This window comes from Nitrobacter vulgaris (genome assembly GCF_002028545.1).
Taxonomy (GTDB): Bacteria; Pseudomonadota; Alphaproteobacteria; order Rhizobiales; family Xanthobacteraceae; genus Nitrobacter; species Nitrobacter vulgaris.
Genome location: NZ_MWPQ01000059.1, coordinates 29,374 through 49,223 on the forward strand (window position 1 = coordinate 29,374; position 19,850 = coordinate 49,223).

Annotated in this window: 17 protein-coding genes; 6 read left to right on the forward strand and 11 right to left on the reverse strand. The window is 60.8% G+C overall.

Annotation, left to right across the window (positions count from 1 at the left end):
• Positions 1–53 precede the first annotated feature (53 nt).
• Both B2M20_RS17225 and B2M20_RS17230 read left to right on the forward strand, forming a co-directional pair.
• Complete coding sequence (locus B2M20_RS17225; RefSeq protein ID WP_079448286.1) at positions 54–431, forward strand: TIGR02301 family protein; 378 nt, start codon at positions 54–56, stop codon at positions 429–431.
• 135 nt (positions 432–566) lie between these two features.
• Positions 567–830, forward strand: coding sequence for a hypothetical protein (locus B2M20_RS17230; RefSeq protein ID WP_079448267.1), 264 nt, complete (start codon positions 567–569; stop codon positions 828–830).
• A 73-nt stretch (positions 831–903) separates the two neighbouring features.
• Here B2M20_RS17230 and B2M20_RS17235 read toward each other — a convergent pair whose 3' ends face one another.
• A complete protein-coding gene (locus B2M20_RS17235; protein ID WP_079448268.1) occupies positions 904–2,238 on the reverse strand; it encodes a dihydroorotase in 1,335 nt (444 codons plus the stop codon).
• 152 nt (positions 2,239–2,390) lie between these two features.
• Between B2M20_RS17235 and ygfZ the strand changes: the two genes are divergently transcribed.
• From ygfZ to B2M20_RS17255, 4 genes are all read left to right on the forward strand, one after another.
• Positions 2,391–3,272 carry a CAF17-like 4Fe-4S cluster assembly/insertion protein YgfZ gene (gene ygfZ, locus B2M20_RS17240; protein ID WP_079448269.1) on the forward strand — a complete coding sequence of 294 codons (882 nt, stop codon included), beginning with the start codon at positions 2,391–2,393 and terminating at the stop codon, positions 3,270–3,272.
• Positions 3,269–3,895, forward strand: a complete 627-nt coding sequence (locus B2M20_RS17245) for a DNA-3-methyladenine glycosylase I (protein WP_079448270.1) — start codon at positions 3,269–3,271, stop codon at positions 3,893–3,895. Before ygfZ ends, B2M20_RS17245 begins: the two co-directional genes overlap by 4 nt.
• Positions 3,892–4,500 carry a YfbR-like 5'-deoxynucleotidase gene (locus B2M20_RS17250; RefSeq protein ID WP_079448272.1) on the forward strand — a complete coding sequence of 203 codons (609 nt, stop codon included), beginning with the start codon at positions 3,892–3,894 and terminating at the stop codon, positions 4,498–4,500. Before B2M20_RS17245 ends, B2M20_RS17250 begins: the two co-directional genes overlap by 4 nt.
• A 127-nt stretch (positions 4,501–4,627) precedes the next feature.
• Complete coding sequence (locus B2M20_RS17255; RefSeq protein WP_079448273.1) at positions 4,628–5,134, forward strand: tyrosine phosphatase family protein; 507 nt, start codon at positions 4,628–4,630, stop codon at positions 5,132–5,134.
• A gap of 64 nt (positions 5,135–5,198) precedes the next feature.
• Here B2M20_RS17255 and B2M20_RS17260 read toward each other — a convergent pair whose 3' ends face one another.
• The 10 genes from B2M20_RS17260 to B2M20_RS17305 all read right to left on the reverse strand — a co-directional run bounded on the left by B2M20_RS17260 (position 5,199) and on the right by B2M20_RS17305 (position 19,763).
• Entirely contained in the window at positions 5,199–5,789 is a 591-nt protein-coding gene (locus tag B2M20_RS17260) for a hypothetical protein (RefSeq protein ID WP_079448274.1), read from the reverse strand.
• Positions 5,790–6,122: 333 nt separating this feature from the next.
• A complete protein-coding gene (locus B2M20_RS17265; protein ID WP_079448275.1) occupies positions 6,123–7,511 on the reverse strand; it encodes a cell wall hydrolase in 1,389 nt (462 codons plus the stop codon).
• Positions 7,512–7,826: 315 nt separating this feature from the next.
• The gene (gene ppdK, locus B2M20_RS17270; protein ID WP_079448276.1) at positions 7,827–10,646 is read right to left on the reverse strand and encodes a pyruvate, phosphate dikinase; all 2,820 of its coding nucleotides are present in this window, start codon (positions 10,644–10,646) and stop codon (positions 7,827–7,829) included.
• A 200-nt stretch (positions 10,647–10,846) separates the two neighbouring features.
• Positions 10,847–12,769 carry an ATP-dependent zinc metalloprotease FtsH gene (gene ftsH / locus B2M20_RS17275; protein ID WP_079448277.1) on the reverse strand — a complete coding sequence of 641 codons (1,923 nt, stop codon included), beginning with the start codon at positions 12,767–12,769 and terminating at the stop codon, positions 10,847–10,849.
• A gap of 363 nt (positions 12,770–13,132) precedes the next feature.
• Positions 13,133–14,176, reverse strand: coding sequence for a tRNA lysidine(34) synthetase TilS (gene tilS, locus B2M20_RS17280; protein WP_079448278.1), 1,044 nt, complete (start codon positions 14,174–14,176; stop codon positions 13,133–13,135).
• 16 nt (positions 14,177–14,192) lie between these two features.
• Entirely contained in the window at positions 14,193–14,576 is a 384-nt protein-coding gene (locus B2M20_RS17285) for a bleomycin resistance protein (protein ID WP_079448279.1), read from the reverse strand.
• A 169-nt stretch (positions 14,577–14,745) separates the two neighbouring features.
• Positions 14,746–15,669: a tol-pal system protein YbgF gene (ybgF, locus tag B2M20_RS17290; protein ID WP_079448280.1), complete on the reverse strand. Its 924-nt coding sequence runs from the start codon at positions 15,667–15,669 to the stop codon at positions 14,746–14,748.
• Positions 15,670–16,006: 337 nt separating this feature from the next.
• On the reverse strand, positions 16,007–16,504 hold the full coding sequence (gene pal, locus B2M20_RS17295; RefSeq protein ID WP_079448281.1) for a peptidoglycan-associated lipoprotein Pal: 498 nt from the start codon (positions 16,502–16,504) through the stop codon (positions 16,007–16,009).
• Positions 16,505–16,753: 249 nt separating this feature from the next.
• Positions 16,754–17,494 (reverse strand): N-acyl amino acid synthase FeeM domain-containing protein, encoded by a 741-nt coding sequence (locus B2M20_RS17300; RefSeq protein WP_079448282.1) that lies wholly within the window; start codon positions 17,492–17,494, stop codon positions 16,754–16,756.
• A gap of 181 nt (positions 17,495–17,675) precedes the next feature.
• Complete coding sequence (locus B2M20_RS17305) at positions 17,676–19,763, reverse strand: putative bifunctional diguanylate cyclase/phosphodiesterase (RefSeq protein WP_244553576.1); 2,088 nt, start codon at positions 19,761–19,763, stop codon at positions 17,676–17,678.
• Positions 19,764–19,850: the final 87 nt, after the last annotated feature.

A 19,850-nucleotide genomic window follows, 5' to 3' on the forward strand; every position in this document is an offset into this window, starting at 1 on the left:
GCCTTGCTTCCATCGCATTGAAGGGGCATATCACGACGGATCCGGGCCTCTTCATGCGTAAATCGGTTTTAGCGGTTGTTCTGGTGGCTGCGATCTGTGGCGCGATGCCCGCGCGCGCGCAGGACGGGGCCGCGCCCTTTGACGCCGATCTACAACGTCTGGCCGAAATCCTCGGCACGCTGCACTATCTTCGCGACATCTGCGCCGCCAACGACGGCGCGAAATGGCGCAGCGAAATGCAGGCCCTGATCGACGCCGAAACGCCCTCGGGCGAACGCCGTTCCAGGATGATCGCAGCCTTTAACCGCGGCTATAACTGGTTCCAGCAGACTTACCGGGTATGCACGCCAGCCGCGAATGTCGCAATCCGTCGGTATGTCGAGGAAGGCGCGAAAATTTCCCGCGACCTGACCGCCAGATACGCAAACTGATTCTGCCGCCGGGATTGCGCGTCAAATGCGCCAAGGCGCGTTAACCTTTCCTAAAGAACTGGCTGTCCGGCCCCGAATCGCGTGCTAAACCACGGCCATTGAGCGTTCGCCTCGTCAGACGTATTCGGAATTTTCATGCGCCCGCCATTTGCATTCAGCCCGGCCCGCGATCTGCCCGATCATGAGCAGAAGCAGGCTGCGCTGAGCTACCTCAATGAAGCGTGGGCCGAGGCGCGGCACGACGGTGTCGATGGCGATTGTCTGGCGCAGGCCAGCCTGTTTGCTGCCTTCGCCGAACTTGTCGGCACCTATGGCGAGGATGCCGTGGCGACGTTCGTCGAAGGTCTTGCGGGCCGCGTTCGCAACGGCGAGTTCTCGATCGCGCTGGCGAAGCAATAAGCCCAGCTCCGGCCATCCTTTTGATTGAGATGATCTTATCCGAAAATCGGTATCCACTTTTCGGAATCATGCTCTAGGGCTTCAGCGTCTCCAGAAAACGCACCGGCTCGCCCGTGGATGCGGTCGTCAGTTCCCCCTGCCACATCACGCGGCGGCCGCGCACGAAAGTGCCGACCGGCCAGCCCGTCACGTCGACACCGTCATAGGGCGTCCAGCCTACGCGCGACGCCACCCATTTGTTCGTAATGGTCTCGGTCCGGCTGAGATCAACCACAGTGAAGTCGGCATCGTAGCCGGCTGCGATCCGTCCCTTGCAAGCGATGTTGAACAGCCGCGCCGGACCGGCGCTGGTGAGATCGACAAAGCGCGCCAGCGACAGGCGGCCCGCATTGACGTGATCCAGCATCAAAGGCACCAGCGTCTGCACGCCGGTCATGCCCGACGGCGATGCCGGATAGGTCTTCTGCTTCTCCTCCAGCGTATGCGGTGCGTGATCGGAGCCGAGCACATCGATGATGCCCTGCTCGATGCCCTTCCATATCCCTGAGCGATGTGCCGCATCGCGCACCGGCGGATTCATCTGCGCCAGCGTGCCAAGCCGCTCATAGCATCCGGGGGCGGCCATGGTCAGGTGATGTGGTGTCGCCTCGCAGGAGGCCACATCCTTGTGGTCGCGCAGATACTCGATCTCTTCCTTGGTCGAAATATGCAGCACATGAATGCGCTTTCCGGTCTCGCGGGCGAGAGTAACGAGCCGCTGCGTCGCCAGTAGCGCGGCGGTCTCGTCGCGCCACACCGGATGCGAGCGCGGATCACCGTCGACGCGCAAATTCTTGCGCTCGTTCAGACGGTATTCGTCCTCGGCGTGAAACGCGGCACGGCGGCGGATCACGTTGAAGATTTTCCGCAGACTGTCGTCATCCTCGACCAGCAGCGCGCCGGTGGACGATCCGACGAACACCTTGACGCCGGCGCAGCCGGGAGCGCGTTCCAGTTCGGGCAGATCCTGCACATTCTCGCGGGTGCCGCCTATGAAGAATGCGAAATCGCAATGCATCCGATGATGCGCCGCCTTCATCTTCGCGGCGAAGGTTTCCGCCGTGACTGTCAGAGGATTGGTGTTCGGCATCTCGAACACCGCAGTCACGCCGCCCATCACCGCGCTGCGCGAGCCGGTTTCGAGGTCTTCCTTGTGCGTCAGTCCCGGCTCGCGGAAATGCACTTGGGTGTCGATCACGCCGGGCAGAATATGCAGCCCCCGGCAGTCGATGACCTCGCCCGCGTCGGCCTGGCCAAATCCGCCGATCGCCGCGATGCGGCCGTTTGAAACGGCGATGTCACCGACCCCCTCGCCGTCCTGATTGACGATGGTGCCGGATCTCAGAATCACGTCAAATGTCTTGGTCATCGTTCCCAAAAGCTTTCCGCGCGGCCGCGCGGACCTTGTTGCCCGCACCTTAGCGGCTTACGTTCCGAAAGCGAAATCCGGCACGCAGGTTTCCCCGGTGGGTACTGCGCGGGAACCGCCAAGAGAGCAACGCCCGAACCAAGAGAAGTGTCATGAAAGCAGCGTTTCTTCCCGACCGGGGCGTGGTGAAGGTCAGCGGCGACGACGCCCGCAATTTTCTCAACGGTCTGGTGACCACGGACGTGACCAAGGTTGAGCCGGGGCTTGGGCGATTTGGCGCGCTGCTGACGCCGCAAGGCAAGATCACCTTCGATTTCCTCATCACCGAAGCGCAGGCCGGTCACGGCGGCGGCTTTCTTATCGATTGCCCGTTGCCGCTAGCTCAGCCGCTCGCGACCAAGCTGGGTTTTTACAAGCTGCGCGCCAAGGTCACGGTCGAAAACCTTTCGGGCAAGCTCGGCGTGCTGGCGGCCTGGGACGGCGAACCCGCCATGCACCCCGACCTGACCTTCGCAGACCCGCGCAGCGACAAGCTCGGCTGGCGCATTCTCGCGCCGGAAGAACTCGCGGCCCGAGCAGCCAATGTGATCGGCGCCGAACTGGTCGAAAGCGCCGACTATGAGGCTCACCGGATCGCCGCGGGCGTGCCGAGCGGCGGACTGGATTTCACGTTCGGCGATGCTTTTCCGCATGAAGCCAATATGGACCGGCTACACGGCGTCGATTTCGACAAAGGCTGCTATGTCGGTCAGGAAGTGGTTTCACGCATGGAGCATCGCGGCACTGCGCGCAGCCGGATTGTGCGAGTGCGCCTGGACAATGGCGCGCCCGAGCCAGGGGCGGCCGTGGTCGCGGGGGAGAAGTCCGTAGGCACCATGGGCTCGTCGGCAGCGGACCAGGGTCTTGCGCTGCTGCGGCTGGATCGCGCCGCCGACGCGATCGAGGCCGGGATTCCGTTGACCGTGGGCGGCGTTCCGATCCATGTCGCCGAACCGGACGATCTGAAGCTATCGGCGAAGAATACTGTCGCATGACGCAATCCGCGCGTATGCATGCCGACGGCCTCGCCCGCTGTCCGTGGCCCGGCGACGACCCGCTCTATCTCGCCTATCACGATACTGAATGGGGCATACCCGAATATGACGACCGCGCGCTGTTCGAAAAGCTGATCCTCGACGGCTTTCAAGCCGGTCTGTCGTGGATCACGATTTTGCGCAAGCGCGACAACTTCCGCCGCGCCTTCGAGGATTTCAACCCTGAGACAATCGCCCGCTACGACGAGAAGAAGGTCCACGCGCTGATGGACGATGCGGGAATCGTACGCAATCGGGCTAAAATCGAGGGGGCCATCACCAGCGCGAAGTCCTACGTGACGATCATGGAGCAGGGTCCGGGCTTTTCCGCGCTGCTGTGGAATTTCATGGACGGCCGGCCGAAGGTCAATCGGTTCAAGACCACCGCGACCGTACCGACCTCGACACCGCTGTCGATCAAAATCTCGAAGGAATTGACATCGCGCGGATTCAAGTTCGTCGGGCCCACGATCGTCTACGCCTTCATGCAGGCGACGGGGATGGTCAACGACCATCTGGTCACATGCCATTGCCATGAGACGTGCGGCAAGCAGGCGCGCAAGCCACGTTCCGCTGCGCAATGACGGGACGGGTTTCGAAGACCGCGACGCGCGCATGGCAGCGAATGCTGTCCGGGCGGCGGCTCGACCTGCTCGATCCCTCGCCGCTCGACATCGAGATCGCGGATATCGCGCATGGCCTCGCCCGCGTCGCGCGATGGAACGGCCAGACCCACGGCGAGCATATTTTCTCGGTCGCGCAGCACACGCTGCTGGTCGAGGCCGTGATGCGCGAGCACACGCCACGCGTCGATATCCGGGTGCGGCTGGCGGCGCTGCTGCATGACGCGCCGGAATATGTCATCGGCGACATGATCTCACCATTCAAGGCGGTGATCGGCGGTTCCTACAAGGCGGTGGAGAAGCGGCTGCTGTCGGCGATCCACATCCGCTTCGGACTGCAACCAGCATTGCCCGCCGACATCGAGCAGCAGATCAAGGATGCCGACATGGGCGCGGCCTATCTCGAAGCGACCCATCTCGCAGGTTTCTCGGAGCCCGAGGCGAAGCGGCTGTTCGGCAGCGATCCGGGCCTTCCGGAGGCGATGATCGAGGATTATCTGACGCCGTGGCCGGCGAGCGAGGCCGAGAACCGGTTCCTGGCGCGATTCCAGAGCCTGTGCGGTTAGAGCGGGATCAGGATAAGTATTTGGCGCCTGCGTCCCGCCCAAAAATATCGGAACCGCATCATCTTCGCGGACCGCCTTTTGTCCCAAGGCGCTCCGGCCTATAATCTCCCGAAAACTCGGGAACGCCATGATCCACGTCTGCTCGCTTGCCGCGCTTGCGCAAACCGTGAAAACCAGCGGTGCCAGCCATGTCCTCACTGTCATGGCGAACGTCGATCAGGTGCGGCGGCCGCACTCGATTCTCGAGGCTAATCATCTGAAGGTGTCGATGGACGACATCAACGAGCCCGTGGATGGTTTCGTCGCGCCGAACGACGATCATATCATGCAGGTTCTGACGTTCATCCGTGGCTGGGATCGCAAGGCGCCGCTGGTGGTGCATTGCTACGCCGGGATCAGCCGGTCGACCGCGAGCGCTTTCACCGCCGCCTGCGCGCTCAACCCGCATCGCGACGAGATCTCCATCGCACGTCAGATCCGAGCGGCCTCGCCAATCGCGCAGCCGAATCGCCTGATCGTAGCGCTGGCAGACAAAGCTCTTGGACGTGGAGGACGAATGCTGCGCGCGGTCGACGAAATGGGTCCCGGCGATATGACGATCGAAGGCCGACCGTTCCGCATCGATCTGGAATAATCGATATTATGCTTTTCGCGGAAAAGCGGCTCGCGACCCAGCGCGATCGGTGTGTCTACCGAACTTAATCGGTGGAACGTCGTAGTTCCAAAGCGCCTTCGACCTTGGCCGGCCTGGCTTCCGGCTTGACGGGCTCAAGCCTGGCGCTCTCGACCCTCGGGGTTTCGACACGCGCGGTCACTTCCGTGTTCGACGCATCGGCCGTGCGCGAAACCCTGCGGCGAGCATACGGGTGTGCAGCAGCGCGCGCCAGCAGCATCTGCCTGCCCCCCTGATGGTCGAAGTCGCAATACGCAAAGCCCATGCCCGATACCGAACCGCGGAAGCTGGCTTCGCTCTTCTTGTCGAGGTTGAAGCACGGTTCGAACGGAAGACCCTTGATCGACGCGCAAACCGCCTGACCGCGCACCTGTAATGTATTGCCCGGCAGCCTCATGTGGCGAACCGGACCTTCGCCGCTGAACTGCACCGCGCCGGCCGCGCCCCCGTCCTCGAACACCCGGCCGGCGCCACGCGTACCGTCGAAGCAGGTGAACGCGAAAACCTTGCCGGATACGAACCGTTTGGCCTCGTTGGCATTCATGAGGTGACCGGCCGTTGCCGGTGCGGCGATCGCACCTGCAACCAGGACTCCTGACACGAAACGCGCGAGCATACTGCAACTCCGACAACTTGATCGCGGGATGGCGCCGATGGCCGACCTTTACCCGCTCCTTACCATACTAACCGTGGCAACATTGGAGCAGCTTGGTTGGTAAAGTCTGAATATCCTAGGAAACTTTCACCACGAGGCGCCCGCGAACTTCGCCCGCGAGAATCCTGGTGACGGCTGGATCAACGCTTCCAGACGAATTTCATAAGTTATTTCAGATATTTCTAACAATAGAAATCATTCGCAAGCCGCCAGCCAGTCGCCCTTGATCCGCGCCTTACTCCGCCTAGGATCCAAAATGACAGTGGCCGTCTGTTGGCGATTGCGCCGGCAACTCTACCGCCGGGCAGAGCTACCAAATTCAGCCGAACTGTGAGCTGCCTCGGCGAGTCTGGCGGAGATTTCGGCGGTCTGAGCCGTTGTGCCCCAACTCGGCGCATCCTTGCCGTCGCCCCACGCGCGCGGACGGTAGAAGGTATGAACACCGGTGCGGTACATTTTCTTCATTTCGCGCACCCAGGAAGGATGCACCCAATAGGCGTGATAGTGCGTCGACTTGCCGACTTCCGACAGCCACAGCCGTCCGTCGAGAGTGGCCTTCGCTATCCTGCGGGCGCGATCCCACATGTCCGGCTCGGTGACGACGTCGCGAATGCCGTCGCAGGCAAACGTGAATTGGCAGGCCAAACGACGATTTGCGTTCTGGTAGACTGCGCCGCACACCGTGGTCGGATAGTAACCCGAGAACACGCGGTTCATAACCACTTGAGCAACCGCGATCTGGCCGCGAACCGCTTCGCCGCGCGCTTCGAAATAAACCGCCTCCGCGAGGCATTTTTCCTGCTTGGCGCGCTTCTTGTCATCCAGAAGACCGAGCCGCTCGGCCGGCGTTTTGACCTCGCCCTTGCCGACCACGGTTTCGCCGGCTTTTGCAGAATCCCGCTGCGGCGGCCGGGATGCCTTCATGTCAGGATCCGCTGCCAGGGCCGGCATCACGATCATGGGTTCTTCGCCGGGGCGCCAATGTTCCAAACCTTCACTTGCGACACCTAGTGCCGAACTGCCGAAGTACAGGCTTGCCGTCTTGATGGAAAACTCGTCGGTGGAAGGTTGCGGCCTCTCGACCGCTTTGTCAGCCTCAAGATCGTCTGACGGCTGCACATCGAGCGGAATATCGTATTGCGGCAAAGGAGGTGCGTTCAGGGCTTCCGCCAGTTCGGGATCGAGCCCCGAGGGTTCCCCGTCATGACGGGTCGTCGCCGTCTTTGCCCCGAACACCGACGCATTGGACGTTGAGGGGTCCTGCGGCGCAGCATCCGTCGGCGCAATGGGCGGCGGCTCCGGCGCAACGAGGGCTAAACGGTCGCTCTTCAGCGTCCGATTGACCTTGGGGAAATCCGAAGCGCTATAGCGTGGCGGCGGCCGCGTCAGCCGGGTGCGCGCGGCAGCACCAACGCCATCATCGAGACTCGCAAGCAAGAGTGTGGCCGCGCGCGGTACCGATGTGCCGACCGGACGCCCGAAATTGAAGGTCGCGACCTGAATGGAGCTGACCGCGTTGGCGGAAACACGCCTTTGCCAGCGTTCGGCGACACCCGGCTGCCTCGCAAGCAATGACGCAATATCCTGATATCCGACTTCGTTCGGGATCAATGCGAAGACGCAGAGACCGAAACCGAAGAGCGCAAGATGCGCGCTCTTCGGTTGGTTACGCAACACAGACATCGACACGCTCACGCAACGCCACACACGTGATCGATTTGTACGTTTAGTCCATTTCGATCGATCTCGGTAATATCCAATTAAAGTTGCGAGGGCGTTAATCGGCGATGCAAGTGCACAACAGGCAAGAGGCATCCGAAAGCGCGCGCGAATATCGGGAGCGTTGGTAAACAACGCCTCGAGCGAAATAGTAAAGATACGGTCAACGCTTGATTTGCCGCGGATGACGCGCAGGCGGTTCACCGGCGGAGCATGATCTTATCTGAAAACCTGCTTCTGCTTTCAGGAACTGATTTAGGCGGCCGGCAGGCTTTCCGATCATGACCGTCCATCATCCACTCGGCTCGCGACCATCTTGCCGAGCGCCGCATGAGCGGCGGCAAGACGCGCGATCGGTACGCGGTATGGTGAGCATGACACATAGTTCAATCCGATCTCGTGACAGAATGCCACCGAAACGGGATCGCCGCCGTGTTCACCACAGATGCCCACCTTGAGATTCGGGCGGGTCTTGCGGCCACGCGCGACGCCAATCTTCACCAGTTCTCCGACGCCGCCACGATCTATCGAGATGAATGGATCGATCTCCAAAATTCCCTTCGCGATATAGGCGCCAAGGAAGCTCGCCGCGTCGTCGCGGCTGATGCCAAACGTGGTCTGCGTGAGGTCGTTGGTGCCGAACGAAAAAAACTCCGCCGTTTCGGCGATCTCTCCTGCCGCCAGACAGGCGCGCGGCAATTCGATCATGGTGCCGACCTGGTAAGCCGGCTTGCCGCCGGTTTCGCGTGTCACCGATTGCGCGGTCATATCGATCCGCGTCTTGACCAGATCGAACTCCGCCTTGGTCGCGATGAGCGGCACCATGACTTCAACGGCGACGGCCTTGCCGGTGCGCTTTTCGGCCTCGATCGCCGCCTCGAAGATCGCCCGCGCCTGCATTTCGGCGATCTCAGGATAAACGATGGCAAGGCGGCACCCACGAAAGCCAAGCATTGGATTGAATTCCGCGAGATTGCGAGCACGGTCAGCCAGCTTGCGCGGATCGGTATTCATCGCACGCGCGACTTCCTCGATCTCGGCCTGCGTATGCGGCAAAAATTCATGGAGCGGAGGATCAAGCAATCGGATCGTGACCGGCAGGCCCTTCATGATCTCGAACAACTCGACGAAATCGGCGCGCTGCATCGGTAACAGTTTCGACAGCGCGGCGCGGCGCGCCTGCTCGTCTTCGGCCAGAATCATTTCTCGCACCGTACGGATGCGAGTCTCCTCGAAGAACATGTGCTCGGTGCGGCACAGGCCGATTCCCTCGGCACCAAACCTCACCGCCGTTCGCGCGTCGGCTGACGTGTCGCCGTTGACCCGGATGCCGAGCTTGCGAATCTCGTCGGCCCAGCCCATCAGCGTACCGAACTCACCGGACAGCTCGGGCTCGATCATCGACATCTGTCCCGCCAGCACCTCGCCGAGCGAACCGTCGATGGTGATGACGTCACCGACCTTGAAGGTGCGATCTCCGACTGCCATGGTGCCGCGTCCATAATCGACGCGGATGCTGCCGCAGCCGGAAACGCAGGGCTTGCCCATGCCGCGCGCAACCACCGCCGCGTGCGAGGTCATGCCGCCGCGCGTCGTCAAAATGCCCTCGGCGGCATGCATACCGTGGATGTCTTCCGGACTGGTCTCGATCCGTACCAAGATAACCTTGCGGCCGCCGGCCTGCAGCTTGGTTGCCTCCTCCGAAGAAAACACGATCTCACCCGCAGCCGCGCCGGGCGACGCCGGCAAGCCGGTGGCAACCACGTCGCGCTGTGCGCTGGGATCGATGGTCGGATGCAGCAACTGATCAAGCGAGGCCGGATCGATACGGACCACCGCATCTTTCCTGGAGATCAGGCCCTCATTGGCAAGTTCGACCGCGATGCGCAACGCGGCGCGCGCGGTACGTTTACCGCTTCGGGTCTGGAGCATCCACAGCTTGCCATCCTCGACCGTGAACTCCATGTCCTGCATGTCGCGATAGTGCTTTTCAAGCAACCTGTAGATGCGCGTCAACTCCTTGAAGGATTCGGGCATTGCCGTTTCCATCGACGGCTTGTCGGACCCGGACTCCTTGCGCGCCGCCTCGGTGAGGTCCTGCGGCGTGCGGATGCCTGCCACCACGTCCTCGCCCTGAGCGTTGATGAGAAACTCACCATAGAGCCGGCTTTCGCCGGTGGACGGATTGCGCGTGAACGCCACGCCGGTTGCCGATGTCTCACCCAGATTGCCAAACACCATGGCCTGCACGTTGACGGCGGTGCCCCACGACTCCGGAATATTGTGCAGGCTGCGATAAGTGACCGCCCGCGCATTCATCCAGGACGAGAACACTGCGCCGATCGCGCCCCACAGCTGCTCATAAGGATCTTGCGGAAAATCCTTGCCGGTCTCGCGTGCAACAGCCGTCTTGTACTTGCCCACCACCTCGACCCAGTCGTCGCCGGTCAGGTCCGTGTCAAGCGAATAGCCCCTGCCATCCTTGAACGTATCCAGAATGTCTTCGAAGTGATGATGTGCGAAGCCCAGCACGACATCCGAATACATAGTGATGAAGCGGCGATAGCTATCATAAGCAAATCGCCGATCGCCAGAGAGCGCGGCCATAGCTTCGACGGTCTTGTCATTGAGACCGAGATTGAGCACCGTATCCATCATGCCGGGCATCGAGGCGCGCGCTCCCGATCGCACCGAGACCAAAAGCGGATTGGCCGCGTCACCGAACACCTTGCCGGTTATTTTTGCGACGTACTGCAGTGCTTTTTCGACCTGTGGCTTCAGCTCCTTGGGATAGGATTTGTCATGCGCATAGAAAACCGCGCATACCGAGGTGGTAATCGTGAAGCCGGGAGGCACTGGCAAACCGAGATTTGCCATCTCGGCGAGATTGGCACCCTTGCCGCCGAGCAGCTCCTTCAGTTCTGCTTTGCCCTCCGCCTTGCCGTCTCCAAACGTATAGACCCACTTGCCCCTCGCCGGCGGCGTTGCGTTATTCGTCGCCCTCCCCGTACCGGCGGAATTTCGCTTTTTCGCCCGGGATTTTGTAGATGGTTTTGATTTCGTTGCAGGCTTTTTCGACTTCGAGGCAGCTTTGGCCATGGTTTGAAACCATTCCTCGTAAGGGAAACCGTGCGCGCCTTACACCACGTTTCGACAACGCCGCGCAAGCTACGCGAACGGCCTCGTTCTGAAGTGATATCCACGTACAATTCAAGTTCGGAGCACAACGCAAAACAGCCCGGCTTACGCCGGGCTGTTTTGATTTTAGACGCCGATGGATAGCACCGAACGTTCGGTGCTCAGGCCTGCGGCTGTGGTTCGAGACCTGGATCGGGTTCCGGGCGCGGACGTGTTTTGCCGGCAGGCGGCACCGCCGACGTGCGCGGTGTCGCAGGCTCCAGCACCGATTCCCGGTTCGGCTTCTTGCCGTTGAGCAGATCGGTGATCTCATCGCCGGTCAAGGTTTCGAACTCAAGCAAGCCCTTGGCCAGCGTCTCCAGATCGGCACGCTTCTCGCCAAGAATGCGGGTCGCGTCCTTGTAACCGGTCTCGACCAGACGCCTGACTTCGGAGTCGATCTTCTGGGCGGTCGCCTCGGACACGTTCTGCTGGCGGTTGACCTGCATGCCGAGAAACACCTCGTCATTGTTCTCGCCATAGGACACGGTGCCGAGTTCTTTCGAGAGGCCCCAGCGCGTCACCATCATGCGCGCAAGACGCGTCGCCTGATCGATGTCGGACGCAGCCCCGGACGTCACCTTCTCGTGGCCGAAAATCATTTCCTCTGCCACGCGGCCACCCATCATGATCGCGAGTCGCGAGGTCATCTGTTCCAGCGACATCGACAGCTTGTCGCGTTCGGGAAGTTGCATCACCATGCCCAACGCCCGGCCCCGCGGAATAATGGTCGCCTTGTGAATCGGATCGGTAGCGATGACATTAAGGCCGACGATGGCGTGACCGCCCTCGTGATAGGCCGTCAGCATTTTTTCTTCCTCAGTCATGACGAGCGACTTGCGCTCGGCGCCCATCATCACCTTGTCCTTGGCTTCCTCGAACTCGGCCTGCGTCACCATGCGCTTGTTGCGGCGGGCGGCCGTCAGCGCCGCCTCGTTGACGAGATTCATCAGATCCGCGCCAGAGAAACCGGGCGTACCGCGGGCGACGGTCTTGAGGTTGACATCGGGTGCAAGCGGCACCTTGCGAACGTGAACCTTGAGAATTTGTTCGCGGCCGACGACGTCCGGGTTCGGCACCACGACCTGACGGTCGAAGCGGCCAGGGCGCAGTAGCGCGGGGTCAAGCACGTCGGGGCGGTTGGTCGCCGCAATGAGGATGACGCCCTCATTGGCCTCGAAGCCGTCCATTTCGACCAGCAACTGGTTCAGCGTCTGCTCTCGCTCATCATTGCCGCCGCCGAGACCGGCGCCGCGGTGACGGCCGACCGCATCGATTTCGTCGATGAAGATGATGCAGGGCGCATTCTTCTTGGCCTGCTCGAACATGTCGCGGACGCGGCTGGCGCCCACGCCGACGAACATCTCGACGAAGTCCGAGCCCGAAATGGTGAAGAACGGCACGTTGGCCTCGCCCGCGACAGCGCGCGCGATCAACGTCTTGCCGGTGCCGGGCGGGCCGACCAGAAGCACGCCGCGCGGAATACGCCCGCCGAGGCGTTGGAATTTGCCGGGGTCGCGCAGGAACTCGACGATCTCCTGCAGGTCCTGCTTGGCCTCATCGACGCCCGCGACGTCCTCGAAGGTGACGCGGCCGTGGGCCTCCGTCAGCATCTTGGCGCGAGACTTGCCGAAACCCATCGCCTTGCCGGCGCCGCCCTGCATCTGGCGCGACAGAAAAATCCACACGCCGATGAGCGCGATGAACGGCAGCCACGAGACCAGTAGCGAAACGAACCATGGGACGCTGTCGCCGGGGGGTTTAGCTGTGATCTGCACCTTGGCGTCATAGAGCTTTTTCACCAGCCCCGGATCGGTTGGCGCATAGGTCTGGAAGTTGGAACCGTTGGTGAAGGTGCCGTGAATCTCCTGCCCTTGGATCACGACATCGCGAACATTGTTCTGATCGACTTCCGTCAGCAACTGCGAGAACGAAATATCCTGCGCGGTCGTGTGGTGACCAGGACTCTGGAACAATGTGAACAATGCCAACAGGAGCAAGACAATGATGACCCAGAGGGCGAAGTTGCGCATATTGGCGTTCATCGATCTTCCTTCGAGGCCGCGCGGATCGCAGCCGGATATCCCTGCATCGACTTAATAGATGGGGGTTGCCGAGACGTATACAATCTAGGCGCGGAGGTTGCCCCTGCCAAGGGAACCGGGTGAAACTCTTATTAAATAAAACCTATTCGGCCCTGGCAGTTGACACAAGGTTTCGCATTTCCAATATTTCTGCTTATCACCTCTTTGATCCGCTTCATCTTTCAAGCTTACGCCCGGCGGAGTCTGCGGTCGCTTCATATTTTTGAAGCATAGTGGCGCTTGACGGAACTTGACGCGGGGCGGAAATGAGATCCGCCTTGGATTACAGGCTAGGTCCTCTGCGCGGCGATTAACCAAGCCGCATTAGTTGGTCCGACGCCGGGGCGGTGCCGGCTCGACGCTGATCCGCTCGGAGGTAAGCGTCACCAGCGCCCCCGCCAACGTCCTTCTGAGCAAAACGCGTCGGCCGAAACCCGCATGATTTGCGGCGCTTTCGAGTGCCAAGAGCAGAGCCTCAACCTTACCCAATTCAGCCCGTCCCTCGCAGCCGATACGATCGATCACCCGCAACAACAATCGAACCTTGATCTCCTCCGAGAGGACCGCAAACGCCTCCGTTCGAAAGCCCGGATGCTGCGCGTCGTCATCCTGCAGGGCCAGATAACGCTCCGCGCCGTCGACGAGGAGTTCCAGCGCTGTATTAGCTCGCGCCAGACGCGATGCAAGCCGCGTCAGGTTATGGGCATCGCATCCTTCCTCCGCCAGCGCCGGCATCAGAGCACGCAAACGCGGACGCGTGAAATTGAGGTCGCGATTGGTCGGATCCTCCACGTAGTCGATCTTTGCCTTCTTCAGCGTCGCAATCAGCCTCGACTTCGGAACATTCAGAAACGGCCGGGCAAGGATGAACCCGTCACGCATCGTTTCACGTGCCATTGCGGAGAGGCCCGCAATGCCGCTGCCGCGTGATAATCGCATCAGAACGGTTTCCGCCTGATCATCACAGGTGTGAGCGGTGAGGATATGCAATGCGCCGTGGGCACGGGCTGTTCTCGCCAGCAGGCGGTAGCGGGCGTCTCGCGCGGCCGCCGGTAATCCGGATTCCGGTTTGGCGCCGCTCCAGCGCACGATGCGGTGGGTCACGCCGAGCGAGGTTGCGAGCAGCTTGACGTGTCGCGCCTCGCGCGCGGAGCCACGCCGCAGGCCATGATCGATGGTGACAGCAATGAGGTCGGGACCGCCTGTCACGGCGCGCCGCCAACGTGCCGCGAGCCACATCAGCGCCATGGAATCGGGGCCGCCGGATACGGCGAGGACGAGTACGCGGGCCGCTTTCCAGTCCGCGAACAGCGTTTTCGCTTCCGTTGCCGAAATCGGCAAAGCGGGGCCCGTTTTCGGTGGCTTCATCGCTTGTGCGGTCGATCTAGTCCGAACCACCGATGCCCATCCCAAATGTCAGGCGGTTGCCGTCCAGATCGTCGATATCGAAATCACGCATGCCGTAGGGACGATCGCCCGGCGGATGCACTATGGTCGCCCCGCGCGACTTCAGCTCATCGTGCAGCGCGTCGACCTCGGTCACAAACACGTTGACGGCGCCTTGGCCGGATTCGCGTGGCGTCTTGTTCTCGGCCTGGAAATGAATCGTGACGTCGCCCCGCTCGACGCCGCCGTAGAAAACCGGATCACCGTAGGTGAAGCCGACCTTGAAGCCGAGGACGTCGCGATAATGAGCAACGGCTTTGGGGACGTCCTGGACCACGAACAGGGTCGCGGCCGAACAAAATTGCGGGGCATGAGGGCTCATCGGACACGCTCCTTACAGTCGGAGACCCGCCCGAATTTACGCGATCCGGCGCATGTTCTCTAGAGCGCGATCCGCAAAAGTGGTTTCCGGTTTTGCGTCCGATCGCACTCGAATATTGAGAATACGCATGATCTTTCGCCAAACCGCTCACACTGTGGCGGATCATGCGCTAGCATTTTACCCGCCTCTGCTCACGGTCCACGGCCTGTTTCACTCCGGCGGAGGCGCGGGGATATTTGCGCGTGACCTCACCAAGCGCGGCGCAGGCGGCCTCTTTTTCTTTCAGCGCGGCCAGCGATTGTCCGAGCCGAAGCAACGCATCGGCCGCCTTTGCCGAACTGTCGTACTTTGTGGTCACGCCCAGGAAAGACTCAGCAGCCTCGCGATATTTCTGACGCTGAAACAGGCTTTCTCCGAGCCAGTACTGCGCGTCACCCGTCAGAGCATCGGAAGGGTATTTCTGGGTGAAATTGCGCATGGTTTCCTCGGCAAGCGCATAGTCCTTGCGCTGCATGTAGCCAATGCCAAGATCGAATTCGTCCCGCGGCGTCGCCGATGGCGGCAGTGTTGTCAGGCCCCCCGAATTGAGCGGGGCGTTGCCGGTCGTCGGATAGTTCCCCGAAGAGCGTGGACCGACGTTGGCGAGATCGAGCGGAGCGCCGGCTTCGCGGCCGCCGGGCGAACCTACGGCCGTCGCCGGGACCGGCATCTGTCCGCCGCCGAGCGCGCGCGGCGCACCCGGGGCATTAGGGTTCTGACTGGGGTTGAAGGCATCACCCCGATGACCTTGCGCAGGCACGGGCACGACCTGCTCCTGCACGAGGGGTGGCTGACCTCCTCGCTGATCGTAATTCGGCTGAGGCGAACCGGCGTTTGGATTTGCCGGCGCAGTCGCCGCGACGCCAGGTGATGCCGTTCCAGGCTGCAACTGCTGCAGCTGTTGTTCGAGCATCCGATTCCGGTGCTGCAACTCTTCGTTCTGCCCGGTCAGGGTTCGCAGCTGCTGTTCCAGTTGCTGGATGCGGAGTTCGGGATCGACGTCATATTGCGCGGAGACATGTGACGAAAGCACGAGCATCGTGGCAACGGCCATTGCGCGTGCAAACCTCGAAGGTATGGATGACATTTTGGCCTGTCGACTGAATAAACGTCACATCGAAAGCGCACCCATTGAAAACTTCAGTACGCCGAAAATGTGACTTGGTCCAACAACAACAATCACTTTACGACGATCTTGCCGGTCAGTCTTCTCCTTAAATATTTTCGTGGCGTTAAGGGTGAAAACGGCGCCCTCTGGCTTGAGCTGCAGATAACAGCCGGTTTGCATCGTCAAGACAGAAGGCAGAAGCCGGCTTTTATTTCATCGATCGTCCTGGCGCAAAAAAACCGGCGCCCCAAGAGCGCCGGCTGAAAACAAAATAAGGGACGCCTCAGGAACTGGCGTTGAGCACCGTGACAGCGCGACGGTTCTGGGACCAGCAGGAAATGTCGTTGCAGACCGCGACCGGGCGCTCTTTGCCATAGGAAATAGTCCGCATCCGGCCCGGATCGATGCCGCGCGACGCAAGGAAAGAGCGAACCGTCTGCGCGCGGCGGGCGCCGAGCGCAATGTTGTACTCGCGGGTGCCTCGTTCATCCGCATGGCCTTCGACGGTGAAGGAATAGCGATTGTAGGTCTGCAGCCAATGCGCCTGTTTCTCCAGCGTCGTTATCGCCTGTGGCGACAGGCTGGTCTGGTCGCTCTCGAAGAAAACGCGATCGCCGACATTGACCACGAAATCCTGCTGGCTGCCCGGGGTCGCGGCGCCGGCCATCCCGCCGCCCCTCCCGTCCATCGGATTTTTATTAGCGCAAGCACCCATCGACAGCGCCGCCGCAACCACGGCGGCGAGCTTCAATCCCCGGAGGAATCGCTTCTGATTTAACATTCCGGAGCCTCCACGCTCGCGTTTTCCACTGTTATTCGCTCTACAGGGTGATGGTTAAGCGAACGTTCCGTCAACCTTGATGAGAGGTTGCTCGATTGCATCAAATGCCATGTTTGCGAAAGAAGCGCCCGCGATGGTTAATAAGCCGCAAATGTGGCGCGAGGGTGAACCGACAGCGATTTCACAACCGTGCGGTCCGCGGAGTCCGCCCCTGAACCCACATCATACATCACAACAATAGGTCGGATATCAGGACCTCGGGACGATCGAGGGTCGCGCGAACGAAAACGGAGAATCGGTGGGCACCAGAGTTGCGGCGCCAGCTCTGCGCTCGAATAACATTCGACGTTCGAAATAGCTCGAACGGAGATACGGATAGCGGGCAAAGACCTTTTCGCGCGAGGCCGGAAAATCGACCGCCATCAGACAGATCGGCTTGACGAGACCAGGATACCGGCGTGGAGGACTCAACGGCTGGTGATCAAATAAACGCCGGTAGAACGACCGGTGTTCGGCGCGAACGGTGGCCAGACCAAGGTCCGCATTGAAGAAACTGCAGGCGACGAAGCATAGACGGAGCGTGATGTAGGGCAATTCAGGAAATCGGCCCGCGAGCTCCGGATCCGCCACGAAGCGGGTCGGGTCGACCATAACCTTGCCCCGATCGACTTCCGGCTGGAGATAATCGTTAAACACATCCACCGAGGGACTGCGCGGATGCTCCGGCGACGAAATGCTGAGACGAATGGAACTGGCGAGCGCGCCGTCCAGATAGATGCCAAAAATCCAGGAATTCGGCATATCGTCGAAACGATCGAAGATTTTATGGTCGCGGTTGGTCTCGATCGCGCCCTCATTCAGGTAGGCACGATATCGAAGGCGGTAGATGATATCCCTATCTGCCGGCGTTTCCACCAAGCGATAATCAACCCGATCCAGAAGTTCGATACTTCGGTCTACAGGCTTGGCGACTGTTAGAGCCAAACTCATTGGGAGCACCCTCGCCGTCTGATTCCAGCAGACAATCGAAGGTTAACGATTCGTTAATAAAATGAAAAGATAACAAAACATTAATGTTAGTGTATCCTCACATTCTTTCAATGGACCACCCTCGACTCGGAGGTGGTGGCATGCCCTTAGGGAGAAATCTAAGCGATCGACCGGACGACCTTCACACTGCCATCAGACGACGTCCATGAGAGGCGTCGAGCAGCCGACGGATGCCTGCCGCCGAGACCGGTCGGCTGAACAGATAGCCTTGCGCTTCCGTCACCGTGCCATCGACGCTGACGAGATCGAGCTGCTCGTTGGTTTCAATGCCTTCGACGACGACGGCCATGCCGAGATCGGCGCTCAGCCGAGCCACACCACGCAATAGCATCAGGGGCCGGTCCGTATCGATCCCTTCCAGAAACGAGCGATCGATCTTGACCTTCTGGAGCGGGAAATTGTGCAAATAGCTAAGGCTCGAATACCCTGTGCCAAAATCGTCGAGTGAAATCCTCACGCCCGCGGAGCGCAATTGGCTCAGCGCGTCGTGGGTCCACTGCGTGTTGCGCAGTAACGACGATTCTGTAATCTCGATTTCGAGGCGGTGCGCCGGAAGACCGGAAACCTCCAAGGCATAGCGGACTTCGCTCAGGATGTCGCGCTGATGGAATTGCTCCGACGAGAAATTGACGGCGACGCTGACAACCTCCGGCCACGTCATGCATTCCATGCAGGCCTTGCGCAAAATCCAGCGGCCGAGATCGATGATGATCCCCATCTCCTCCGCCACCGGAATGATGTCCATCGGCGACACTGTACCGCGCGAGGGATGATTCCAGCGCAGGAGTGCCTCGCAGGCGGTGATCCGGCCCGACTTCAGATTGACCAGCGGCTGATAGAACAGTTCGAACTCTTCCTTGGCCAGTGCGTTGCGTAGATCGAGTTCGAGGGCGCGGCGCGATTCGACCGTTTCAGCCATCTCGTTGCGGAAGAAGCAGAAGGTTCCCCGGCCATCGGCCTTGGCACGGTAGAGCGCCATGTCGGCGTGCTTCAGAATGTTGTCGGCCGTGATGCCAGGTGATGTCATTGCGATACCGATGCTCGCGCCGATCTCGACAAGATGGCGATCAATTTCATATCGCTCGGTGAGCCGTTCGACGATGCGGCGGGATAGCGCGGCCGCCTCCTCCGCCGACTGGATGTTTTGCTGAAACACCACGAATTCGTCGCCGCCGAATCGCGCGACGAAGTCCTCCGGGCGAAGCATTCCCCGGAGTCTGTCGGCGACAATGCATAACAGGCGATCCCCGCAGGGATGACCCAGCGTATCATTGATCTGCTTGAACTGATCGAGATCGATGAACAGCAGCGCCGATAGCCTCGGCGCACTATTGGAAATCGCCAGCAGGCGTTCGATTTCGTCGCGGAAGCTGAGCCTGTTGGGCAATTCGGTAAGCGGATCGAAGCGAGCGAGATGGTTGATTCTCGCTTCCGCCTTGCGCCGCTCCGTGATGTCCTCGACCAGCACGACCGCGCCGCCGACGGCCATCGGCTGGAACGTCCACGATAACGCCCGCCCCTGCTCCATATCCACGTCGGTGGTCACGATTGCGCCGGCCTGCGAATTCTCGATCTCCGAGATAATCGTCCGCCCGTTTTCGGACGACATCGTTCCGGCGGCCACGCATGCGGCGATGACATCCGCTGCGCCGACGCTGCGATGCACGAAGTCGTCGGCGAGATGCATCATTTCACTGAAACGATAGTTCATCACGCCAAGGCGACCGTCTGCGCCGAACATGCACAGGCCATGCGGCATGTTGTTCAGCGCGGTGTCGAACTGGCCGGCGAGCGCGGCTTCGCGTTCGCGCGCGATCAAGGCGCGGAGAAAAATCTGCTGTAGTCTGGTCGTGATCCTCTCGAGACCAAGGAAATACAGCAGGGTGAGAAGCGCCATCCCAAGGTAGTAAGGACTGCCTTTCAGCGCCATCGCCCCAGCCATCGGCCCGCAGGTCAGCAGAATCTGCAGGTGGAAAATCCATGGGCGTCCGTAGGCGCGGCCGGCGCCGGCCGCCACATAGCCCGTGGTGACCGAGATGCAGATCATGTGCGCGACGGCGTCGTCGGTCATCAGAAGCGCGATGGCGCACCATGCGCCAAGCACAATTGCGTAGAGCACCGCTCCGATCTGATAGCGGGCCTCCCAGCGCGCGGCTTCGCCTACGGTCAGATCCGAACGGCGATTCTTGTATTTCGCGTAAGCGTCCATTTCTCGCACCCTTGTTCGATCGTTAGCGACCCCGATCTGTTCCTGTCTTCAATTTGAAGATGGAGAGAACAGCATGACGAGCGAACA

Bases quoted from the DNA above. Each gene is read 5' to 3' on its own strand.
- B2M20_RS17225 (WP_079448286.1), top strand. From the start codon at position 54: ATGCGTAAATCGGTTTTAGCGGTTGTTCTGGTGGCTGCGATCTGTGGC.
- B2M20_RS17230 (WP_079448267.1), top strand. From the start codon at position 567: ATGCGCCCGCCATTTGCATTCAGCCCGGCCCGCGATCTGCCCGATCAT.
- B2M20_RS17235 (WP_079448268.1), bottom strand. From the start codon at position 2,238: ATGACCAAGACATTTGACGTGATTCTGAGATCCGGCACCATCGTCAAT.
- ygfZ (WP_079448269.1), top strand. From the start codon at position 2,391: ATGAAAGCAGCGTTTCTTCCCGACCGGGGCGTGGTGAAGGTCAGCGGC.
- B2M20_RS17245 (WP_079448270.1), top strand. From the start codon at position 3,269: ATGACGCAATCCGCGCGTATGCATGCCGACGGCCTCGCCCGCTGTCCG.
- B2M20_RS17250 (WP_079448272.1), top strand. From the start codon at position 3,892: ATGACGGGACGGGTTTCGAAGACCGCGACGCGCGCATGGCAGCGAATG.
- B2M20_RS17255 (WP_079448273.1), top strand. From the start codon at position 4,628: ATGATCCACGTCTGCTCGCTTGCCGCGCTTGCGCAAACCGTGAAAACC.
- B2M20_RS17260 (WP_079448274.1), bottom strand. From the start codon at position 5,789: ATGCTCGCGCGTTTCGTGTCAGGAGTCCTGGTTGCAGGTGCGATCGCC.
- B2M20_RS17265 (WP_079448275.1), bottom strand. From the start codon at position 7,511: ATGTCTGTGTTGCGTAACCAACCGAAGAGCGCGCATCTTGCGCTCTTC.
- ppdK (WP_079448276.1), bottom strand. From the start codon at position 10,646: ATGGCCAAAGCTGCCTCGAAGTCGAAAAAGCCTGCAACGAAATCAAAA.
- ftsH (WP_079448277.1), bottom strand. From the start codon at position 12,769: ATGAACGCCAATATGCGCAACTTCGCCCTCTGGGTCATCATTGTCTTG.
- tilS (WP_079448278.1), bottom strand. From the start codon at position 14,176: ATGAAGCCACCGAAAACGGGCCCCGCTTTGCCGATTTCGGCAACGGAA.
- B2M20_RS17285 (WP_079448279.1), bottom strand. From the start codon at position 14,576: ATGAGCCCTCATGCCCCGCAATTTTGTTCGGCCGCGACCCTGTTCGTG.
- ybgF (WP_079448280.1), bottom strand. From the start codon at position 15,669: ATGGCCGTTGCCACGATGCTCGTGCTTTCGTCACATGTCTCCGCGCAA.
- pal (WP_079448281.1), bottom strand. From the start codon at position 16,504: ATGTTAAATCAGAAGCGATTCCTCCGGGGATTGAAGCTCGCCGCCGTG.
- B2M20_RS17300 (WP_079448282.1), bottom strand. From the start codon at position 17,494: ATGAGTTTGGCTCTAACAGTCGCCAAGCCTGTAGACCGAAGTATCGAA.
- B2M20_RS17305 (WP_244553576.1), bottom strand. From the start codon at position 19,763: ATGGACGCTTACGCGAAATACAAGAATCGCCGTTCGGATCTGACCGTA.